21 protein-coding genes are annotated in these 19,987 nt (G+C 68.7%); 6 read left to right on the forward strand and 15 right to left on the reverse strand.

Annotated elements, in window-relative coordinates; all coding sequences use genetic code 11:
- Positions 1 to 151 precede the first annotated feature (151 nt).
- The 5 genes from KV397_RS16175 to KV397_RS16195 are packed head-to-tail and all read right to left on the reverse strand — an operon-like array spanning position 152 to position 4,630.
- On the reverse strand, positions 152 to 928 hold the full coding sequence (locus KV397_RS16175) for a DeoR/GlpR family DNA-binding transcription regulator (protein WP_131492876.1): 777 nt from the start codon (positions 926 to 928) through the stop codon (positions 152 to 154).
- Complete coding sequence (locus tag KV397_RS16180) at positions 928 to 1,782, reverse strand: class II fructose-bisphosphate aldolase (protein ID WP_261811745.1); 855 nt, start codon at positions 1,780 to 1,782, stop codon at positions 928 to 930. Before KV397_RS16180 ends, KV397_RS16175 begins: the two co-directional genes overlap by 1 nt.
- Positions 1,779 to 2,723, reverse strand: coding sequence for a 1-phosphofructokinase family hexose kinase (locus KV397_RS16185; RefSeq protein WP_131492880.1), 945 nt, complete (start codon positions 2,721 to 2,723; stop codon positions 1,779 to 1,781). The genes KV397_RS16180 and KV397_RS16185 overlap by 4 nt, the downstream gene beginning before the upstream one ends.
- Positions 2,720 to 3,712 (reverse strand): ROK family protein, encoded by a 993-nt coding sequence (locus KV397_RS16190; RefSeq protein WP_232762970.1) that lies wholly within the window; start codon positions 3,710 to 3,712, stop codon positions 2,720 to 2,722. The genes KV397_RS16185 and KV397_RS16190 overlap by 4 nt, the downstream gene beginning before the upstream one ends.
- Before the next feature lie 21 nt (positions 3,713 to 3,733).
- Complete coding sequence (locus tag KV397_RS16195; RefSeq protein ID WP_153243290.1) at positions 3,734 to 4,630, reverse strand: SIS domain-containing protein; 897 nt, start codon at positions 4,628 to 4,630, stop codon at positions 3,734 to 3,736.
- Positions 4,631 to 4,952: 322 nt separating this feature from the next.
- On the opposite strand from KV397_RS16195, the gene KV397_RS16200 reads away from it, so the two are divergent.
- The 5 genes from KV397_RS16200 (at position 4,953) to KV397_RS16220 (ending at position 9,518) form a co-directional block, all read left to right on the forward strand.
- Positions 4,953 to 6,197, forward strand: coding sequence for an extracellular solute-binding protein (locus tag KV397_RS16200; protein ID WP_047521759.1), 1,245 nt, complete (start codon positions 4,953 to 4,955; stop codon positions 6,195 to 6,197).
- Between the two features lie 31 nt (positions 6,198 to 6,228).
- The gene (locus KV397_RS16205; protein ID WP_131492884.1) at positions 6,229 to 7,200 is read left to right on the forward strand and encodes a carbohydrate ABC transporter permease; all 972 of its coding nucleotides are present in this window, start codon (positions 6,229 to 6,231) and stop codon (positions 7,198 to 7,200) included.
- Between the two features lie 2 nt (positions 7,201 to 7,202).
- Entirely contained in the window at positions 7,203 to 8,123 is a 921-nt protein-coding gene (locus tag KV397_RS16210) for a carbohydrate ABC transporter permease (protein ID WP_194239318.1), read from the forward strand.
- Between the two features lie 167 nt (positions 8,124 to 8,290).
- Positions 8,291 to 9,049: a hypothetical protein gene (locus KV397_RS16215; protein ID WP_261811746.1), complete on the forward strand. Its 759-nt coding sequence runs from the start codon at positions 8,291 to 8,293 to the stop codon at positions 9,047 to 9,049.
- 34 nt (positions 9,050 to 9,083) lie between these two features.
- Positions 9,084 to 9,518, forward strand: coding sequence for a DUF3995 domain-containing protein (locus KV397_RS16220; protein ID WP_261811747.1), 435 nt, complete (start codon positions 9,084 to 9,086; stop codon positions 9,516 to 9,518).
- A gap of 13 nt (positions 9,519 to 9,531) precedes the next feature.
- On the opposite strand, the gene KV397_RS16225 is transcribed toward KV397_RS16220, so the two are convergent.
- Both KV397_RS16225 and KV397_RS16230 read right to left on the reverse strand, forming a co-directional pair.
- Complete coding sequence (locus KV397_RS16225; protein WP_131492889.1) at positions 9,532 to 10,698, reverse strand: ROK family protein; 1,167 nt, start codon at positions 10,696 to 10,698, stop codon at positions 9,532 to 9,534.
- A gap of 163 nt (positions 10,699 to 10,861) precedes the next feature.
- Entirely contained in the window at positions 10,862 to 11,161 is a 300-nt protein-coding gene (locus KV397_RS16230) for a chorismate mutase (RefSeq protein WP_047521753.1), read from the reverse strand.
- Positions 11,162 to 11,223: 62 nt separating this feature from the next.
- Between KV397_RS16230 and KV397_RS16235 the strand changes: the two genes are divergently transcribed.
- On the forward strand, positions 11,224 to 12,444 hold the full coding sequence (locus KV397_RS16235; RefSeq protein WP_261811748.1) for an AI-2E family transporter: 1,221 nt from the start codon (positions 11,224 to 11,226) through the stop codon (positions 12,442 to 12,444).
- 61 nt (positions 12,445 to 12,505) lie between these two features.
- Here KV397_RS16235 and KV397_RS16240 read toward each other — a convergent pair whose 3' ends face one another.
- The 8 genes from KV397_RS16240 to KV397_RS16275 all read right to left on the reverse strand — a co-directional run bounded on the left by KV397_RS16240 (position 12,506) and on the right by KV397_RS16275 (position 19,984).
- A complete protein-coding gene (locus KV397_RS16240) occupies positions 12,506 to 13,420 on the reverse strand; it encodes an ABC transporter substrate-binding protein (protein ID WP_261811749.1) in 915 nt (304 codons plus the stop codon).
- Between the two features lie 65 nt (positions 13,421 to 13,485).
- Positions 13,486 to 14,211, reverse strand: a complete 726-nt coding sequence (locus KV397_RS16245) for an ABC transporter permease (protein ID WP_134352645.1) — start codon at positions 14,209 to 14,211, stop codon at positions 13,486 to 13,488.
- Positions 14,208 to 14,891 (reverse strand): ABC transporter permease, encoded by a 684-nt coding sequence (locus KV397_RS16250; RefSeq protein WP_232762977.1) that lies wholly within the window; start codon positions 14,889 to 14,891, stop codon positions 14,208 to 14,210. Before KV397_RS16250 ends, KV397_RS16245 begins: the two co-directional genes overlap by 4 nt.
- A complete protein-coding gene (locus KV397_RS16255) occupies positions 14,888 to 15,760 on the reverse strand; it encodes an ABC transporter ATP-binding protein (RefSeq protein ID WP_047521744.1) in 873 nt (290 codons plus the stop codon). The genes KV397_RS16250 and KV397_RS16255 overlap by 4 nt, the downstream gene beginning before the upstream one ends.
- Before the next feature lie 60 nt (positions 15,761 to 15,820).
- Positions 15,821 to 16,123 carry a DUF427 domain-containing protein gene (locus KV397_RS16260; protein WP_046748074.1) on the reverse strand — a complete coding sequence of 101 codons (303 nt, stop codon included), beginning with the start codon at positions 16,121 to 16,123 and terminating at the stop codon, positions 15,821 to 15,823.
- 148 nt (positions 16,124 to 16,271) lie between these two features.
- Complete coding sequence (locus tag KV397_RS16265) at positions 16,272 to 17,708, reverse strand: dihydrolipoyl dehydrogenase family protein (RefSeq protein WP_261811750.1); 1,437 nt, start codon at positions 17,706 to 17,708, stop codon at positions 16,272 to 16,274.
- Between the two features lie 117 nt (positions 17,709 to 17,825).
- On the reverse strand, positions 17,826 to 18,407 hold the full coding sequence (locus KV397_RS16270) for a biotin transporter BioY (RefSeq protein ID WP_131492898.1): 582 nt from the start codon (positions 18,405 to 18,407) through the stop codon (positions 17,826 to 17,828).
- Between the two features lie 176 nt (positions 18,408 to 18,583).
- Positions 18,584 to 19,984, reverse strand: coding sequence for an MFS transporter (locus KV397_RS16275; protein ID WP_261811751.1), 1,401 nt, complete (start codon positions 19,982 to 19,984; stop codon positions 18,584 to 18,586).
- Positions 19,985 to 19,987 lie beyond the last annotated feature (3 nt).

Here is a 19,987-nt window from a genome sequence, read left to right on the forward strand (position 1 = left end):
GGCGCAGTCGGATCTGGGGAATCATGCGCGCTGGGGAGCGTGAAACACGACACGGACACCATCTGCTCGAGGATGACGCGGCACACCGCCGCGACACCCTCAAGGGGCCTCGACGATCTGGGGACGTCGGGGCCCTCAGGGTGTCCGGGGTTCAGGCGACCAGCACCGCGTACCCGGCGGCACGCAGGCCGGCGAGCACCTCGGCATCGGCCCCCGCATCCGTGATGACGGTCGGGAAGAGGTCGACGCCGCCGACGCTCGAGAAGGCCTCCACACCGAGCTTGCTGGCGTCGGTCACCACGACCGCGCGGCGAGCACGCTCGGCCATCATCCGGTTCACCGCGGCCTCGCGCTCGTCCTGCGTGGTCGCACCGGCGACCGCGTCCATCCCGTTCACGCCGATGAACGCGATGTCGAGGCGCACCCCCCGGAGGAGCTGCTCGACGAACGGCCCGACGAGTTCGTAGCTGCGCGAATGGATGACCCCGCCGGTCACGACCACCTTGATATCGGGCCGCGTGGCGAGCTGGGCGGCGATGTTCACGGCGTTCGTCACGACCGTGATGCCGCCGTTCCCCGACAGGTCGTCGCGGGCGGCGAGCGCGGCGGCGATGGCCGTCGTGGTCGTGCCGCCCGAGAGCCCGACCACCATGCCTGGAGCGACGAGACCGGCCGCGACCTGCGCGATGCTGGCCTTCTCGTGCGTGCGCAGATGGCTCTTGTACCGGATGGGCAGCTCGTAGGCGACGGTCTGCGCCACGGCACCACCGTGCGTACGGGTGAGCAGACGCTGCTCGGCGAGCGTGTCGAGGTCGCGCCGGGTCGTGGCCGACGACGCGCCGAACCGTTCCACGAGCTCGTCGACCGTGACCTCTCCGCTCGCGGCGAGGAGATCGAGGATCGCGTTCAGCCGGGCAGCGCGTTTCATCAGGACACCGCGCCGGCGGGTTGCAGCGCGAACAGCCGGAGCATCCGCGCAGCCTCCTCCGCGAGTGCGTCGCGGGCGGGGGCGAGGTACTTGCGCGAGTCGACCAGCCGCTCATCCGCCCCGAGCTTCTCGCGCACCGCGCGGGTGAAGAACCCGTTCAGGTGCGTCGAGACGTTGATCTTGGTCATCCCCGCACGCACGGCTTCGGCGATCACGCCATCCGCGACTCCGGACGATCCGTGCAGGACCAGGGGAACGGACAGCGCCTCATGCAGGCGACCGATCAGTTCGAGGTCCAGCGAGGCCGTGCGATCGGTCATCGCGTGCGAGGATCCCACCGCCACCGCGAGCGCATCCACCCCGGTCGCGGCGACGAAGGCCCGCGCCTCGTCGGGGTCCGTGCGCACACCCGGCGCATGGGCACCGTCCTTGCCGCCCACCTCGCCGAGCTCGCCTTCGACGTACACACCGGCCGCATGAGCACGAGCGGCGACGGCGGCGGTGAGTGCCACGTTGTCGTCGTAGGGCAGCGCACCGCCGTCGAACATGACCGACCCGAAGCCGAGCGCGATGGCTTCGTCGACCAGTTCCGGCCGCTCGGCATGGTCGAGGTGCACCGCCACGGGGGTTTCGGCGCGCCGGGCTACGGCGAGCGTGGCCAGTGCGATGGGCTCGAGCCCGCCGTGGTAGTCGGCGCAGTTCTGCGAGATCTGCAGGATGACGGGCAGCTGAGCGAGCGCGGCGGCGCGCACCAACCCCTCGGCCGTCTCGAGGTGGATCACGTTGAAGGCGCCGATGCCGGTCCCGGCGGCAGCAGCCACAGAGACGAGGTCGCGAGCGGAGACGAGGGTCACGAAGGGTCCTTCCGGAACGAAGCGGGGTCGGGATACGAGAGGAAGAGCTGCTGTTCGAGCTCGGTCCAGCGGGGCGAGATGTCCCCGGCGAGGGGCGTCAGCACCGCGGCTGCGGACCACGCGGTGGCCCGGCGCAGGATCTGCTCGGGATCGCGCACGCCTTCGGCGTACAGCACGGCGCAGGCGGCGACACCCGCGTCACCGGCCCCGGTCGGGTTGCCGGCGAGGGGTTCGTCGAGGCGCGCGTGCACGAGCGCGGATGCCGTGACGGCGAGCATCCCCTCCGCGCCGAGCGAGAGCAGCACGAGCTCGGTGCCGCGGGCGATCAGCGACCGCGCACCCGCCACCGGATCCGTGATGCCGGTGGCCTCGACGAGTTCTGCCGCGTTGGGCTTGAGCACGGTGGCACCGGCGTCCGCCGCCCGGAGGAGCGCGGGACCGGACGTGTCGACGATGACCGGCACACCGGCGTCCCTCCCCACCGCGATGAGCATGGGGAGCAGGGAATCCGGGGCGCCGGGTGGCACACTCCCGGAGACGACCAGCACCCGTGTGCCGGGGAGCCGCTCGACGACTTCGGCGAGCAGGGCGGCCCACTCGGGGTCAGTCGGGTTGCTGCCGCGCTCGTTGATGATCGTGGTGTCGCCGAGCGACTCGTCGACCACGGCGATGCTGCGTCGGGTCTCGGCGACGACGGGCACCAGGGCGTGCGGAACGCCGCTGGCACCGAGTTCGGCCGCGAACTCCTGACCGACCCGTCCGCCCGTCGTGGTGATCGCGAGGACGTCCGCCCCCTCGGCGTGGGCCACGCGTGCCACGTTGAGCCCCTTGCCTCCCGCTCGGGCCGCACCCGCGTCTGCACGGTGCGTGCCGCCTTCGATGAGGCGGTCGACCCGCCAGGTGAGGTCGAGAGCTGGATTGGGGGTGACGGTCAGGATCACGTGAGCTCCCTGGCACGCAGGCCGGCGCCGAGCAGACCGGCGTTCCCGGAGAGCTCGGCGGGCACGAGGACGGGAAGGCGGTGGAAGCTGAGGCGTGCAGCCAGGCGTGTGCGCAGCTCGTCGAAGAGGGCACCGCCGGCGCGCGAGAGCCCGCCGCCGATGACCACGGCCTCGGGAGCGACCACGGCGGTGAGCTGTGCGAGCGACATCGTCAGCGCATCGAGGGCGGAATCCCAGATCTCCGCGGCGACCTCGTCTCCGGCCGCGGCTCGGGCGATCACATCCTTCGCGCCGTCGGGGGTGACGCCGGTCGCCTCACGGTAGCGTCGGGCGATCGCCCCGGCGGAGGCGACGGCTTCCAGACATCCCCGCGCTCCGCAGGCGCAGATCGGGCCGTCGGCGATCGGCGAGTGACCGATCTCCCCCGCGTACCCGCCGGCCGTGTGGGGGATCCCGCCGATCAGCAGCGCCCCGGCGATCCCCGTGCCGATCACGAGCACGACCGCGTCGGCGTAGTCGCGGGCTCCGCCGAGGCGACGCTCCGCCCAGCTCGCCGCACGCACGTCATGGTCGAACCCGACCGGCAGACCGAGGCGCTCGGCAGCGAGGTCACGCAAGGGGGAGTCGTGCCAGCCGAGGTTGCTCGCGAACACCCCGAGCCCCGCTTCCGCATCGACGATTCCCGGAACGACGAGCCCCACCGCCTGGGGCACCACGTCGGGATGTGCGGCACGGAGCTCGTCCGCGAGCACCTCGAGACGTTCGAGCAGCACCTGCGTGCGGTCGCCGTCCGCGATCGGCGTGGGCGTACGACGGAGTCCGAGGGCGGAGCCATTCGCATCGAACAGCGCCGACTTGATGTCGGTGCCGCCGACGTCGAACGCCAGCACCGGCGCCCCCGCGCCGAGCGTCCGCACGGCCGCGAGCGCCTCGCCGGTGGCGTCGCGCACGACGTCGGGAACGGCGTCGGCCCCGTCAGCTCGGGTCATGGTCGGCTCCGGCGGCGTGCGTCATGCATCCAGGATGACGGATCGCGTGAGGTTGCGGGGCTGATCGGGGTCGAGCCCCCGCGCGACGGCACGGTCGAGAGCCGTGCGGTGCAGGCGCACGAGATCGGCGAGCGGGTCGATCCCCCGCTGCTCGAACCGGGCGCCGGTGGCCTCCACCTGAGCGGAGAGTCCCTCCGGGGCCGTGCCGAACTGCCACGTCACGCGTCCGGGCGCCGCGATCGCGATCGGGCCGTGCCGGTAGTCCATCGACGGGTATGCCTCGGTCCACGACTGCGACGACTCGCGCAGCTTGAGGGCGGCCTCATGCGCGAGACCGATCGTCCATCCCCGCCCGAGGAACGTGTACTGCTCCGCGTCGCGCAGCTCGTCGTCGCCGGGCTCGGCCAGCACGGCGGTCGCGTCGGCGATCGCTCCGGTGAGGTCTTCCCCGAGCGAGGCGCGGAAGAGCGCGAGCGCCGTCGTCGCGAAGCGCGTCTGCACCACCGACTGCTCGTCCGCGAACGGGAGCAGGACCGCCTCGTCGACGAGGGAGACGAGAGGGGAGGTCGGGTCGCCGATCACGCCGATCGTCGGGATGCGCCCCTTGATGCGCTCGACGAGCTCGAGCACCTCGGTGGTCGTGCCGGAGCGGGTGAGGGCGACGACCGCGTCGTAGCCGCGGTCGATGAAGGCCTCCGAAGCGGCGAACGCATCGGTCTCGCCCTGCCCGGCGGTCTCGCGGAGAGCGGCGTACGACTGCGCCATGAACCACGACGTGCCGCAGCCGACGACCGCGACGCGCGCACCGGTGGCGGGAAGCAGGCCCTGCTCGGCCTTCAGGTCTGCCGCCGTGGCCCAGGTCTGCGGCTGGGAGTGGAGCTCTTCGCGCATGTGCGCGCCGGGCAGTGATGCAGTCATCGGGGTGCCTTTCTGGCGAGAAGTTGCGTACTTGTGATTGTTTGAGGCTTGATCCGATCATAGTATGGCGCAAAGGAACATCAACTCCAGGTTCTGCTTGATTTGTTTGTTCCCTTGACAAATAATCGGAAAAGTTCCAACGCCTCGACGTCGATCCCATCGATGCCGAGAACCCCGAGCCCCGGCTTGAACGATCGCGATGCCATCCGGCGAAGCGGTCACCACGCACTGTCGCGTGATGTGCTTGCGACTGTGCACCACACCCCCTCCCGAAGCGGCCCGCCGCCAGGGAGGGACTCTCACAGTGAGGAATGCAATACACATGAAGAAGTCACTGCGGTTCGGCGCCGCCGCCATTGCGGCCGTCGCCACGCTCTCGCTCGCTTCGTGCGGGTTCGGCGGATCGTCCGGAGACAGCGGAGGCGGAGACGGTTCGACCACTCTCGACCTCCTCGTCCCGAGCTACTCCGACGGCACCAAGGCGAACTGGGAGACGGTGATCGACGGGTTCGAGAAGGCCAACCCCGACATCAAGGTCAAGCTCGAGGTGCAGTCGTGGGACAACCTCGAGAAGGTCGTCTCCACCAAGATCCAGGCCGGCGAGGCACCGGACATCTACAACGGCGGTCCGTTCGCCGGGTTCGTCGGCGACGAGCTGCTCTACCCCGTGAAGGACGTCGTCTCGGAGGAGACCTACTCCGACTTCCAGGACTCGTTCCTGAAGAACGCCGAGGTCGACGGCACCGCGTACGCTCTGCCGCTGATCGCATCCGCCCGCGCCCTGTTCGTCAACAACGCCCTGCTCGACCAGGCCGGTGTCGAGGCTCCGACCGACTGGGACTCGCTGCTGGATGCCGCGACCAAGGTGTCCGCGCTCGGCGGCGGCGTCGCCGGTTACGGGATGCCGCTCGGGTCCGAAGAGGCACAGGCCGAGGCGGCCGTGTGGCTGTGGGGTGGCGGCGGATCGTTCGGCGATGCGTCCGAGATCACGATCGACACCCCGGAGAACCTCGTGGGTGCCGAGCAGATCAAGAAGATGATCGACGCCGGCGCGACGCAGGCCGACCCCGGCTCGACGCAGCGTTCTCCGCTGATGGACATCTTCATCCAGGGCAAGATCGGCATGCAGGTCGGCCTCCCGCCGACGGTCGGCCAGATCGCCGAGGGCAACCCCGACCTGGACTACTCCATCGTCCCGATCCCGACGAAGGACGGCTCGCCGTTCACGCTCGGCGTCATGGACCAGCTGATGGCGTTCCAGAACGACGATGACAAGAAGGAAGCGATCACCAAGTTCTTCGACTACTACTACTCGGCCGACGTGTACGTGCCGTGGGTGCAGGCCGAGGGCTTCCTCCCCGTCACCAAGTCCGGTGCCGAGCAGCTCTCCGGCGAGGAGGCTCTCAAGCCGTTCCTCGACGTGCTGCCCGACGCCCAGTTCTACCCGTCGACCAACCCGAAGTGGTCCGCCGCCGACGGTGCGTTCAAGTCGCTGTTCGGCCAGCTTCAGACGAAGCCGGCACAGGACGTGCTGACCGAGATCCAGGCGCAGGTCGACGCGGGCTGAGCCCGCTGACAGGAGAGGTTCGGGTACCCGAATGAGCCAGAAGACAGAGTCCTCGAACCTCGCGGGGGCGGCCACCGGCCGCCCCCGCACCCGGAAGACCCCGGATGCCCTTCGCGGCAGGCCGGGTGGAAAGGACCTTCTCCAGGCGCTGCCCTGGATCGCCCCCGCACTGCTGCTGATCATCGGCGTGGTCTTCTTCCCCGCCGGGGTGATGTTCTTCAACTCGACGCGCGACATCTCCCTGTCCGGCCTCGACAAGGGATCCGTCGGCTTCGACAACTTCGTCACCGTCTTCACGTTCGCCGAGTTCTGGCCGATCTTCTTCCGCACGATCGTCTGGGTCGTCTCGGTCGTGCTGTTCACGGTCGTCATCTCGCTCGGACTCGCGCAGATCCTGAACAAGGCCTTCCCCGGACGCCAGCTCGTGCGCATGGCCGTCATCGTCCCGTGGGCGGCGTCGGTCGTCATGACGACGATGGTGTTCTACTACAGCCTCGAGCCGTACTTCGGCATCTTCAACAAGTTCCTCTACGACATCGGGCTCTCCGACGATGCCGTCGGATACGGGTGGACGAAGAACCCCACGACGGCCTTCCTCTGGTCGATCGTGATCGCGATCTTCGTGTCGCTGCCCTTCACGACCTACACCATCCTCGCGGGCCTGCAGTCCGTCCCGGCCGACGCGATCGAGGCGGCGAAGATGGACGGAGCCGGCCCCGCCCGCACCTACTGGTCGATCGTCCTGCCGCAGCTGCGCAGCGCGCTGGCGGTCGCCGTCCTGATCAACATCATCAACGTGTTCAACTCGCTGCCGATCCTGAAGGTGATGACCGGCTCGATCCCCGGTTACGGCGCCGACACGATCATGACGCTGATCTTCAAGTACATCGAACTGCAGAAGAAGGTGGATGTCGCCAGCGCGCTCTCCGTCGTCGCCTTCCTCATCGTCATCGTGATCGTCGCCGCGTACGTGAAGATCGTCAAGCCCATGAAGGAGGTCTGATCATGACCGTGACCGAGACCGCCCTCGTGACCACCGCCGGCTCCTCGCCCGCACCGCGCATCCCCGGCCGCAAGCGCCGCTACACCGAAGACCAGGTCACGCTGCCCCGTGTCATCCTCCGCACCGTGGCCGGGTTCCTCGTGCTCGCGATCTTCGTGCTGCCGTACCTGATCATGTTCTTCGGCTCGGTGAAGACGAAGCCGCAGATCCGCTCCGTCGACCCCACGTATCTGCCGACGGAGTGGCACTGGGAGAACTACATCACCATGTGGTCCACCCCCGAGACGCCGCTGCCGTACAACCTGATCTCGACGATCATCATCGCCGTGTTCGCGACGCTGCTCGTCCTGCTGGTCGCCCTGCCTGCCGCGTACTACACCGCCCGGTTCAAGTTCCCCGGCCGCATGGTGTTCCTGTTCCTGGTCATCATCACCCAGATGCTGCAGCCCGCGGTGCTCACCTCGGGCCTGTTCCGGCAGTTCACGACCCTCGGGCTCGGCGACACCTGGGCCGCCATGATCTTCATCAACGCCGCGTTCAACCTGTCGTTCGCGGTGTGGATCATGCACTCCTTCTTCGCCGGCATCCCCAAGGAGGTCGACGAAGCCGCCCAGATCGACGGCGCCGGACGCTTCACCGTGCTCTTCAAGATCAACCTGCCGCTCGTGTGGCCGGGCATCGTCACGGCGATCGTGTTCACGTTCGTCGCCTGCTGGAACGAATTCGCGGCCTCGCTCGTGATCCTCTCGACCGACAAGAACCAGCCGCTCTCCGTCGCGCTCACCAAGTTCGTCGGTCAGTACGAGACCAGCTGGCAGTACGTGTTCGGAGTCTCGATCGTCGCGATCCTGCCCGTGGTCATCCTGTTCATGCTCATCGAGAAGCGCCTCGTCGGCGGCCTCACCGCCGGCAGCGTGAAGTAGGAGCCCCCGCGAAGCGGTCCCGTCCGGAGCGGTCCTCCCGGAGCGGTCCTCCCGGAATGAAGGAGTTCTCACGGTATGAAGGAGTGCATATGGAATCCGCTCCTTCATTCCGTGAGAACTCCTTCACAACGAGAGGGACATCGGTCACAACGAGAGGGGCATCGGGGATGAAGAAAGCGACGAGCGGAGTCTCCGTCTTCGCAGCCCTCGCGATCGTGCTGGTCGGATGCACCGCGATCGAGCCCGCGCCCGCAGCGACACCGACACCCTCGGGTTCGACCACCGTCGAGCTGATCATGAACGGCCCCGCGGTCACCGGCACCGGGCCGACCGCCCCGTACCCCGGCATCGACTTCCCCCTGCAGGAAGGCATGCACTCGGTGACGATCGACATCGAGTGCGCCGGCGGCGGACTCTTCCACGCCGAGCTCGGTGACTCGATGGCGCTCGGACAGGCTCCCCTCCGCGGCACGTGCGACGGCACCACATCCCTGGTCTGGCCGATCACCGAGGCCACGGGACCGACCTTCACGATCTGGGTCCCCGACGGTGTCGAGTGGACCGCGACACCGCACTTCTCCACGGCGGAGTTCGTCCGTGATGAGAAGATCACAGCCGAGTGTGAGGCGTTCGGGAACGTCTACAGCGCGCTGTGGAACGCCGATGCCGGATACACGACCTACCAGGCGTTCGACGAGACGGAGTGGAAGACCCGCGTCGAAGCGGCCGCGGTGGAACTCGAGTCGCTCGTGAAGGCATCCGATACGGGGATGGCCGACTCGTTCGCCGAGGTTCTGGCCGCGATGCAGGGTGAGAAGTCGGCTCCCGGCGCCTGGCTTTCCGAGACCAACCTGCTCGACCCGATCACCGACACCTGCAACAAGAACCACAGTCAGATGATCCTGCGCGCGGAGTTCGGTGGCTGACGGCTGCTCGCCCGCGGAAGAGGAGAATGGGGACATGACTCCTCTCGGACGGATCGGTCAGGTCGTCGCGACCACATCACTCGGCGCCATCGGAGCCATCCATCTGCTGTGGGCCTCCGGCGCGTCCTGGCCGGCGTCGAGCCGGAAGCGGCTGGCGCGACAGGTCATCGGCAGCGATGAGATGCCTTCAGCTGGCGCATGCCTCGTGGTCGGTGGAGGAATGCTCACCGGGAGCGCGATCATCGCCGGCGCAGGGGGAACTCACACGCTCGCCAAAGCCGCACGCGTGGCGGCGGCCCTGGCGTTCCTCCTCCGCGGCACGATGGACGGGGCTCGAGTGACCGCACTTCTCGGGCGGCCGGGTCCCCATCGCCGATTCGTCGAGCTCGATCGGCGCATCTACCGTCCGCTGTGCCTCATCACCAGCGCCGCGATCACCCTCGCGGTGCGGGGAGACCGACGACGCTGACATCGAGGGGCGTTCAGAGGCTCGATGCGGATGCGGCGCGCAGCTGCTCCGGGTTCCAGCGCACGCCGAGCGCCGACGTGAGCGCGGCCTGAGCGGCGCCGGCCGCGAGCGACACCCGAGGGTCGGCGTAGCGGACCGGGACCTGCGCCGTGCCGCGGGAGGGGTACTCCGTCTCGCGGCGGACCCGGTCGAGGAAGCGCGGCCCGAGCTCGGTCGCCGGCCCGCCGATCACGACCTCGGTCGGGTCGAGCAGGGCGCTGATGAGCTTGACGGCCCTCGCGAGCGCGCGGGCCCCCTCGTCGAGATGGCGTTCGTCCGCGCGGGCGGCGAGAGCACGGATCTCGGATGCGTCCATCGCATCGGTGAACTCGTCCCCGATCATCGCGCCCAAGGCTGCCGCGGACTCGAGACAGCCGCGCTGTCCGCACCGGCAGATACGCGCCGCCTCACCGAAGACGACTTGCACGTGCCCGATCTCGCCGGCGCGATCCCGTGGACCGGGCGCGAGTTCGCCGTTCAGGGTCACCGCGGCGCCCACGCCGCCGCCGAGGTGGATGAAGAGCCGGTATCCGGACGGGGATTCCTCCATCCCGGCTTCGGCGATGGCCTCGGCGTCGACGTCGTTGACGAGCAGCACGGGCGCCCCCAGCACGCGCTCGAACCTCTCGGCGAGGGGCACGTCCTCCCACTTGAGCTGCACGCTCTCGAGCACCGAGCGCCCGTCCGTCGTGCCGGGGAGCTGGATCCCCGCAGCGAGCACCCGCGGTCCGAACTCGGCGGCCACCGCAGCCACGGCGTCGTCGAGTGCGCGGTCACGGGTCTCGGGAGTGTAGTCCGCGCGACGGACGTCGACCTCGGTACCGTCGAGCGCCACGAGGGCGATGTATGCGTGCAGGGGTTGGATCACCAGGACGAGGATCAGGTGGTGACTCGCATCGACGCTCAGCGTGGTCGCCCGCTTGCCACCGGTGCTCGCGGCCTGCTCCCCTTCGACGATCAGTCGGTTCTCGATGAGCTCGGCGACGAGGGATGACGCCGTGGCTGCGGTCAGACCCGTCGCTCTCGCGATCCCCGCGCGCGTCTGGGTGCCCGGGTTGCGGAAGACGAGTTGCAGCGCGCGCCGGAGGTTCGCGCGCCGCACCGACGCTTGGGTGTCGAGGCCCTCATCCGTGCTCAGCATGTGCGTCCGTTCCGGAGCTCGCTCGTGGCGAGCGGTTGACAGATCGTGGCGTGATCCGTAGTCTCTCCGTAAGTTTATTCATTGAACTTAGTTGGTCGATGAATCTCACAAAGGCTCCGGACGGGCGAGTGCTGCACACACCGTCGCCCGTCCGGCACCTCTCTCAGCGGCTCTCCGCCGCTTCCGTGTGGTGGCGGATGACCTCCGCCACCACGAAGTTGAACCACTTCTCCGCGAACTCGGGGTCGAGATGCGCCTCCTCTGCGAGAGCGCGCAGACGGGCGACCTGCTGCTCCTCCCGATTCGGGTCGGACGCCGGCATCTCGTGCTCCGCTTTCAGCTGCCCCACCTGCTGGGTCGCACGGAAGCGTTCGGCCAGCATGAAGATGAGTGCGGCGTCGATGTTGTCGATGGTGGCGCGAAGTCGGAGCAGTTCGGCCTTCGGGTCCTCGGCGGCGGTCATGCCCCTACTCTAGAGCCGTCGAACACCCGGATTCCGACCCGCGGCACCGCTATCGTGAGCACATGAGCAACGAAGAGTCGCCGGCGCCCACCCCCCTCGATGACACCGCGCCCGCCCGGAAAGCACCGCGCACCGACGCCGCAGCCGCGAGCGCCGACTCTCCCACCGCAGAGCCCGCCGCGACCGGCGCAGCGCGCCCCGTGGTCATCGAGCCGATGACGCCGAGTCGCTCGTTCTGGACGCGCATCGACCGTCCGTTCGTCTTCGGCTTCCTCGTGACGCTCGGCGGACTCGGCGCGCTGGTGATCGGCCTCGCCCTGACGAGCCTGTCCACCGTGCTCATCTACATCGCACTCGCCCTCTTCGGCGCGCTCGGACTCGACCCGGCCGTCCGGTTCCTCGAGCGTCGCGGCCTCTCCCGCTCGATCTCCGTCGTCATCACGATCCTCGCGCTCATCCTCGTGTTTGCCGTCGTGCTGTGGATGATCATCCCGATCGTCGTCGAGCAGATCGCGAGCTTCGTCCGTTCCGTCCCCGGGATGATCCAGGACTTCACCCGCAGCGACATCTACGCCACGCTCGACGCGCAGTTCGGCGATCAGTTCCAGGATCTGGTCGCCGAGGTCCAGAAGTTCCTGACCGACTTCGGCAACCTCGCGACGATCGGCGGCGGTGCTCTCGCGGTCGGCGCGTCGATCGCGACCGGCATCTCGGGCGCCATCGTCGTGCTCGTGCTCACGCTCTACTTCCTCGCGACCCTGCCCGCCATGAAGCAGGGTCTGCTGCGTCTGGCGCCGGCCCGTGACCGCGCTCGTGCGAGCGACATCACCGAACAGATCACGGACTCGGTGGGCGGATACGTGATGGGGATGGTCGTGCTGGCCTTCTGCAACGCGATCCTCGCCCTGACCCTCTACTCCATCCTGGGCCTGCCCTTCCCGCCACTGATGGCGGCGATCGCCTTCTGTGTCACCCTGATCCCGCTGGTCGGATCGGTGCTGTTCTGGATCATCGGCACCGGGCTCGCGCTCTTCACCAACCCGATCGCGGCGCTGATCTTCGCAGCGATCTACCTCATCTACATGCAGATCGAGGCCTACGTGCTGACGCCGCGAGTGATGAACCGGGCGGTCGCGGTCCCGGGGTCGCTGGTCGTGATCGGCGCCCTCGCCGGTGGCACGCTGCTCGGCCTCCTCGGGGCGCTCGTGGCCGTGCCCGTCACCGCTTCGATCCTCATCATCATCAAGCAGGTGCTGGTGCCGAAACAGGATGCCCGCATCTGACCCTCGCCCGTACGACGAAGCGCCCGGACCCCTGAAGGTCCGGGCGCTTCTGTCATCCGACTCAGATGAGGTCGTTGTCGGTCAGCCAGGCCTCGGCGATGTCGCTCGCCGACTTCTGGTCGACCGTGCTCTGCACGTTCAGACCGACGAGCTCTTCGGCGGTGAGCTTGGCGCTGATGGCGTTGATCACGTCGGCGACCTCGTCGGCGACGTCGCTCGAGACGATCGGCACGACGTTCGAGGCCAAGATGATGTTCTCCGGGTCTTCGAGCGCGACGATGTCTTCGGTCTGGAACGCGGGGTCGGCCGAGTAGATGTCTGCGACCTGGATCTCGCCGGCCAGCAGCGACTCCAGCGTGGTCGGGCCGGTCGCCGAGAACGCCAGGTCGACGCCGTAGACCTCCTTGGCGGCCGCGGGCCCGTACGGGCGCTGCTCGAACTCCGGTGCCGCACCGATCGTGACCGGGGTGGTCACCTTCGAGAGGTCACCGATCGAGGTGAGGCCGTTCTCCTCGGCGAAGCTCTTGAGCACCGTGTAGGTGTCCTGGTCCGAGGCCTCGGCGTATTCGAGAGCGGTCAGGCTGTCGGGCAGCGCGTCCTGCAGCGCGGCATAGACGTCTTCCGGGCTGGTGGCGGTCGCGCTGTCGTCGAGGTACTCGAGCAGGTTGCCCGTGTACTCCGGGAACACGTCGATCGCGCCGGACTCGACATCGGGCATGTAGGCGTCGCGCTGTCCGATGTTGAACTGCTCGTCGACGTCGAAGCCAGCAGCTTTGAGCGCCTGGGAGTAGATCTCGGCGATGATCTCGTTCGAGTAGTAGGCCTGGGAGCCGACGACGATCGTGTCGCCGCCGGAGCCCGCGTCATCGGTCGGAGCGTCGAGCGGGTTGCTGCTGGCGCACCCGCCGAGGACGAGCACCGCGGCGAGCGCGGCGCCACCGGCGAGGGCGAGTCGTGACTTACGTGCTGTGAACATGGGGAGTTCCTCTTCTCTGGGACAACGGGATGGGTGCTGTGGGACGGTGAGGGGTTGTGAGCGTGTCAGGCGGTGGCCGGCGCGGGTGAGGCTGCAGCGGTACGCGACCGGCGGGTCGTGGTCGGCGCTCGCACCCCGGCGGGGACGGCGGCATGCTGGAGGAGGGCGAAGATCAGATCGACCGCCAGCGCGAGGATGGCGACGAGGATCGCACCGCCGAGCACCTGGTCGAACTTGCGCAGGGGGATGCCCTGGATGATCGGCCAGCCGAGACCACCGAGGTTCACGTAGGCGGCGATCGTGACCGTGGCGATCACCTGCAGGAGGGCTGCGCGGATGCCACCGACCAGAAGGGGCAGCCCGAGGCGCACCTCGACCTTCCAGAACACCTGCCACTCGGTCATCCCCATCGCGCGCGCCGAGTCGAGCACACGGCGGTCGATGGCCTCGAGCCCGGTGTAGGCGCCAGCGAGGAGCGAGGGGATGGCCAGCAGCACGAACGTGATGATCGCGGCCTCGGGGATGCGGAGCACACCGAGCAGCAGCACGAGCAGCACGAGGAGTCCGAAGGACGGGATCGCGCGAGCCGCGCCGGAGACAGCGACAGCGATCTCGCGGCCGCGGCCGGTGTGACCGATGAGCCATCCGATCGGCACCGCGATGATGGCAGCGATCAGCACCGAGATCAGCGTGTAGTACATGTGCTGGCCGAACAGGATCGGCAGCGAGTACGGCCCCTCCCACCGGTCGGGGGAGAAGAGCCAGGCGATGGCGTCGGTGAACACGTTCATGCGGCGGTCCTCAGCGTGGCCGCCTGTCGTGCGGCTGACGGTGTCTTGGCGGCGCGCGTCCACGGCATCAGCGCGCGGCCGAGGAGCAGGAGCAACAGGTCGATCACCAGCGCGATCACCACGACCGCGATGACGCCCGCGAACACCTCCGCGAGGATGCGGCGCTGCAGACCGTTCTCGAAGAGGTAGCCGAGGTTCGTCACACCCACCAGGATGCCGACGGTGGCGAGGGAGATCGTGCTGACAGCCGCCACACGCAGCCCGGCGAGCACGACGGGTCCGGCGAGCGGGAAGTCGACGGTCCAGAACCGGCGGAACCCGCCGTAGCCCATCGCCGTGGCCGATTGCCGGATGGCCGGATCGACCGAGTCGAGGCCGTCCGAGACCGCACGCACCAGGATCGCGACCGCGTAGATGGTCAGACCGATGATGAGGTTGATCGGGCTGCGGGCGGGATACCCGGCGACGGACGGCAGGAGGATCAGCAGTGCGAGCGACGGGATCGTGTAGAGCAGACCGGTGAGGACGATGACCGGCCCTTTGACCAGCTGATAGCGCCAGGCGACCCACCCGAGCGGCACCGACAGCACGAAGCCGAGCACGATCGCGATCGCGCTCTGCTGCAGGTGGATGGCGGTCAGCTCGAGGATGAGACCGACGTTGTCGACGATCCAGTTCACGGAGCGCCCTTCGTCACGCTCTCCTCGCTCAGGAGCGCGTCGCTGACAGCATCGGGCACGTCGACGATCGAGCCCTGGGTGCGCCCCTCCGAGTCAACCACCACGGTGCCCCGCGGCGTCTGCTTGAGGTGCAGGGCGCGGCGACCGCGATCGGCGCCGATGAACGCCGAGACGAAGTCGTCCGCCGGGTTCTCGATGATCTCGCTCGGACTACCGACCTGCACGATGCGCGCGCCCTTGTCGAGGATGACGACCTGGTCGCCGAGCAGGAACGCCTCGTCGATGTCGTGCGTGACGAAGACGACGGTCTTGTCGAGCTCGCTCTGCAGGCGCAGGGTCTCCTGTTGCAGGTCGGCCCGCACGATGGGGTCGACCGCGCCGAAGGGCTCGTCCATGAGCAGGATGTTCGGATCGGCGGCGAGTCCGCGGGCGACACCCACACGCTGCTGCTGGCCGCCGGAGAGCTGGCTCGGGTAGCGCTCGGCCAGCGCCTGGTCGAGGCCGACCGTGTCGAGCAGGTCGCGCGCCCGCTGGTGGGCCGCAGCCCGCTTCACCCCGGTCAGCCGAAGCACCGTGGCCACGTTGTCGATGACCGTGAAGTGCGGCATGAGCCCGGAGTTCTGCATGACGTAGCCGATGCGTCGGCGCAGAGCCACCGGGTCGCCTTCGAGCACGCTCTCCCCGTCGATCTCGACGTCGCCGGAGGTGGGCTCGACCATGCGGTTGATCATGCGGAGCAGGGTGGTCTTGCCACAGCCGGACGAGCCGACGAACACGGTGGTCTTGCGTGACGGCAGCACGAGGCTGAAGTCATCGACGGCGAGTGCACCGCCGGGGAACCGTTTGGTGACGTTGCGGAACTCGATCATGGGCTGGTCTCCAGTCGGTCGATCGATGTGCGAGCGGACGAGTCTTGGCTCTTCTGGTGGTTACGGGCCGACCTCGACGCGCGGATCGAACGCCACGAATCCGGAGAAGTCTTTGCCGACACGATCGAAGGCCGACGGATAAGGAGTCGGATACGACCAGGCGTAGTCGGTGTGCAGCTCGCCGTCGGTCTGCACGGAGTAGTACTGAGCCGCGCCCTTCCAGGGACAGGTGTAGGGCGTGGGGCTCTCGACGAGCACCCCGGGTGTGATGGATGCGGGCGGGAAGTACCAGTTCCCTTCGATGCGGGCGAGATCGCTCTCGTCGGCCTCGGCGATGACGGTTCCTGCGAGTACAGCCTTCATGGTCCTGCCTCCTCGGATGTGTGTTCGAGCGTATAAGACGGTGGGGACATCGGGCTCGAGGGTTGCGCGCGGGCCGTCAATGTGAGAAACAATCCCGAAACTGTTCGGCCTGCCCGCGAAAACGGATTGCCCGCCACGATGGTCGGACTCAGGCGGAATCGCGCCCGTAGCCCTCCAGGAGTCGCAACCAGATCTCACTGACGGTCGGGTACGACGGCACCGCATGCCAGAGACGGGCGATCGGCACCTCGCCGACGATCGCCACGGTGGCGGCGTGCACGAGTTCCGCCACCTCGGGGCCGACGAAGGTCGCACCGATCACGACATCGCGATCGGTGTCGATCACGAGCCGCGCCTGCCCCTCGAAACCGTCTTCGTAGAGGCTCGCCCCCGCGATCCACCCCAGGTCGTAGTCGATCGCCTTCACGGTGATTCCTGCCTCGACCGCCTGCGCCTCGGTCAGACCGACGGAGCCGACCTCGGGGATCGAGAACGTGACCTGTGGGACGGCAGCCTGGTCGGCGGTCGCGACGTGACGACCCCAGGGGCTGTCATCCACATCGTCGCCCTGGGCACGCGCGACGATGACGTCGCCTGCCGCCCTCGCCTGGTACTTGCCCTGGTGGGTGAGGAGCACGCGCCCGTTCACATCACCGACCGCATACAGCCAGTCGGATCCGGGGACCCGGAGGGTGTCGTCCGTCTCGATCCAGCGGCCGGGCTCCAGGCCCACGACGTCGAGGCCGATGTCTCCGCTGCGCGGCGAACGACCCGTCGCGGCGAGAACCTCGGTCGCGATGATCTTCTCACCGCCGTCGAGCGTCACGGTCACGCCGTCGGCGCCACGGTGCACGGATACCGTGCCCGTGTCGGTGCGCACGTCGACGCCGAGCTCCTTGAGACCGGCTGCGACCCGTTCCCCGGCGAAGGGCTCCATACCCCCGAGAAGACCGCTGCGGGCGATGACGGTGACCTGCGAGCCGAGTGCCGCGTATGCCGTGGCCATCTCGACCGCGACCACGCCTCCGCCGATCACGGCCAGGCGCTCCGGCAGCTCCTCGGCACTGGTCGCCTCTCGACTCGTCCAGGGTGCGGACTCACGGAGCCCGTCGATGGGCGGGATGACGGCGTCCGATCCGGTGCTGATCGCCACCGCATGTCGGGCACGGAGCACGCGCGTCGCCCCGTCGGCATCCGTCACGGTCACCTCCCGCTCACCCGTCAGCCGACCGTGCCCGCGCGCCAGATCGATCCCGGCGGAGTCGAGCCACTTGACCTGCCCGTCATCGGACCAGTTGCTGGTGAAGGAGTCGCGTCGTTCGAAGACCGCCCGCACATCGAGCTTCCCGGTCACCGCCTGCGAGGCGCCCGCCACGTGCTGCGCTGCCCGCAACGCCTGTGCCGAACGCAACAGCGCCTTCGACGGCATGCACGCCCAGTAGGAGCATTCACCTCCGACGAGCTCGCTCTCCACGATGATCGCGGTGAGTCCGCCCTGCACGGCGCGGTCGGCGACGTTCTCGCCCACCGGACCTCCGCCCAGCACGATCAGGTCGTATTCGTCGGTCTTCTGCGCTGCGTTCATGCCTGGCACCTCTCCGTCGGCCGGTTCCGTCGCCCAGTCTCGCTCAAGACCAACGCCGAGTCACGGGTGAGTTGTTCCCTCCGGCGTGGCGCGGGCGGGGTGCGGCGGTCAGGCAGCTCAGGCGGTCGCGAGCTCCCGACCCCGGCGGGAGTCGGCGAAAGCGCGGGGATATGCCCGGCGCAGGGTGACGACGATCAGCGTGGCCGCGGTCACCTTGATGAGGTCGCCCGGGAGGAAGGCCAGGCTCGACAGAGCAGTCAGGTCGAGCGGAACTCCGGTCACGAGTGCCTGGACCGGGATGCCGAACGCGTAGACGACGAACACGCCGCCGACCAGAGCGGCCACCGCGCACCGCCACCAGGTGAACCGTCCGGTGCGCATGAGCAACCCGATCACCACGACGCCGGCGATCCAGCCGATCAGGTAGCCCACGGTCGGTCCGACGAAGACACCCAGGCCCCCGCGTCCGCCTGCGAGCACGGGGAGTCCGACCGCGGCGAGCGCCAGCACGAGGGCGATCGACCAGGGCGCGACGCGCGGACCGAGCACAAGACCCGCGAGCATGACGCCGAGCGTCTGCCCGGTGATGGGCACGCCGCCGGGGAGCGGCACGACAACCGTTCCCAGCACGATGATGAGGGCGGCGAACACGGCCACCCGACCGAGGGTCGCACTGGAGTCACGGGTCGATGCGGTCATCGCTCATCCTTCCTGAACGGTGTTCACCTGAACACCGTTCATCAGCGTACGGATGTAGCTACCCCCGCGCAAATCACCACCCCGCAGTCACCAACACGACCTTCCCTCGCTGACGCCGTTGCGCGATGGCATCATGTGGGCCCGCAGCATCCTCCAGCGGGTAGTCGCGTCCCGGCTCATGACGCACCCTGCTCCCGCGATTCGTCTTCGGCGGATTCGACACGGACCCTCGGGGAGAGGACCGCCGCCGCGAAGGCCACGACCGCAGCCAGCACGAACACGCCGAGGAACGGGTCGGCGCCCGCGAGCGCGGTGAACAGCGTGCCCGTGACGGCCAGGGCCAGGGCGCTGCCGAACGAGTCGGCGACCGTCATCGCCCCGCTGTTGAAGCCCTGATTCTCCGGCGTGGACATCGCGAGCGTGAGGGCGCTGGTGCGCGGACTCATCAGCCCCATCCCCATACCCGCGATGACCCAGGCGAGCGCAATCAGCAGAGCGTCTCCCCGGAAGCCCGCGGTCGCGACGGTCAGCACGATGCCGGCGAACACGAGGCCCGTCCCGAGCCGCACGGCCGTCACGCTCGAGAGGCGCGCGCCCAGCCGCCCCTGGACGGTCGCGGCGAGGGACCACGCGAGCGCACCGCCGGTCAGCGCGAGTCCTGCCAGAGTCGGCGACAGTTCGTACCTATCGGTGAGCAGGTAGGGCAGGTAGACCTGCGCACCGAAGAACGCGGCGGCCGCGACCCCGCGGACGAGGATGACGGACGGAAGCCCTCGGCGCGCCCGAAACGTCCCGCGCGGGACCAGCGGCCGCACCGCGACGAGGGCGACCACGATAGCAAGGACAGCGAGAGCGGAGCCGAACCCGGGGATGTCGCCGACCAGATTCAGCGCGAGAACAGCAACGGCCGCGAGCACCGACCATCCGAGTCGCCCGAACGCCCAGGGAGTCGTCGCATCGCCGTGGTTCGCGAGCCCGCGAAGTGCGGGCACGACCATCAGCAGCGCCACCAGCACCAGGATGACCACGCCGAGGAAGACCCAGTGCCAGCTCCAGAGTTCGGTGACGGCACCCGCGACCGTCGGGCCGATCAGTGAGGGGATGACCCAGGCCGCGGCGAAGCCGGCGAAGATCGCCGGATGGAGCTCGTGCGGGTAGACGCGGGCGACCACCACGTACAGGGCCACCATCAACCCTCCGCTGCCGAGGCCCTGGGCGAACCTCCCCGCGACGAGGATCTCCATGCTCGGCGCGAGGCCGGCGATCAGCAGTCCGACGATGAACAGGGCGACCGCGGTGTACAACGGAGCGACCGGTCCGCGACGATCCGCCCAATTCCCGGCGAGCACCATGCCGATGACCCCGGTGGCGAGAGGTCCGGCGAAAGCGAGCGCATACAGCCGTTCTCCGCCGAGATCGGCGCTCACGGTCGGCATCACCGTGGTGACCGCCAGGGATTCGAACGCGCCGAGGAACACGAGCGCGCAGGCGCCGATCGTGATCCAGACGTAGTCACGGCTCAAGATGCGAGGTGCGGCCGCGCCCGGCGTCGACACCTGCTCGGTCTTCGAGGTCATGAT

Source organism: Microbacterium aurugineum (assembly GCF_023101205.1).
GTDB classification, from domain to species: Bacteria; Actinomycetota; Actinomycetes; order Actinomycetales; family Microbacteriaceae; genus Microbacterium; species Microbacterium aurugineum.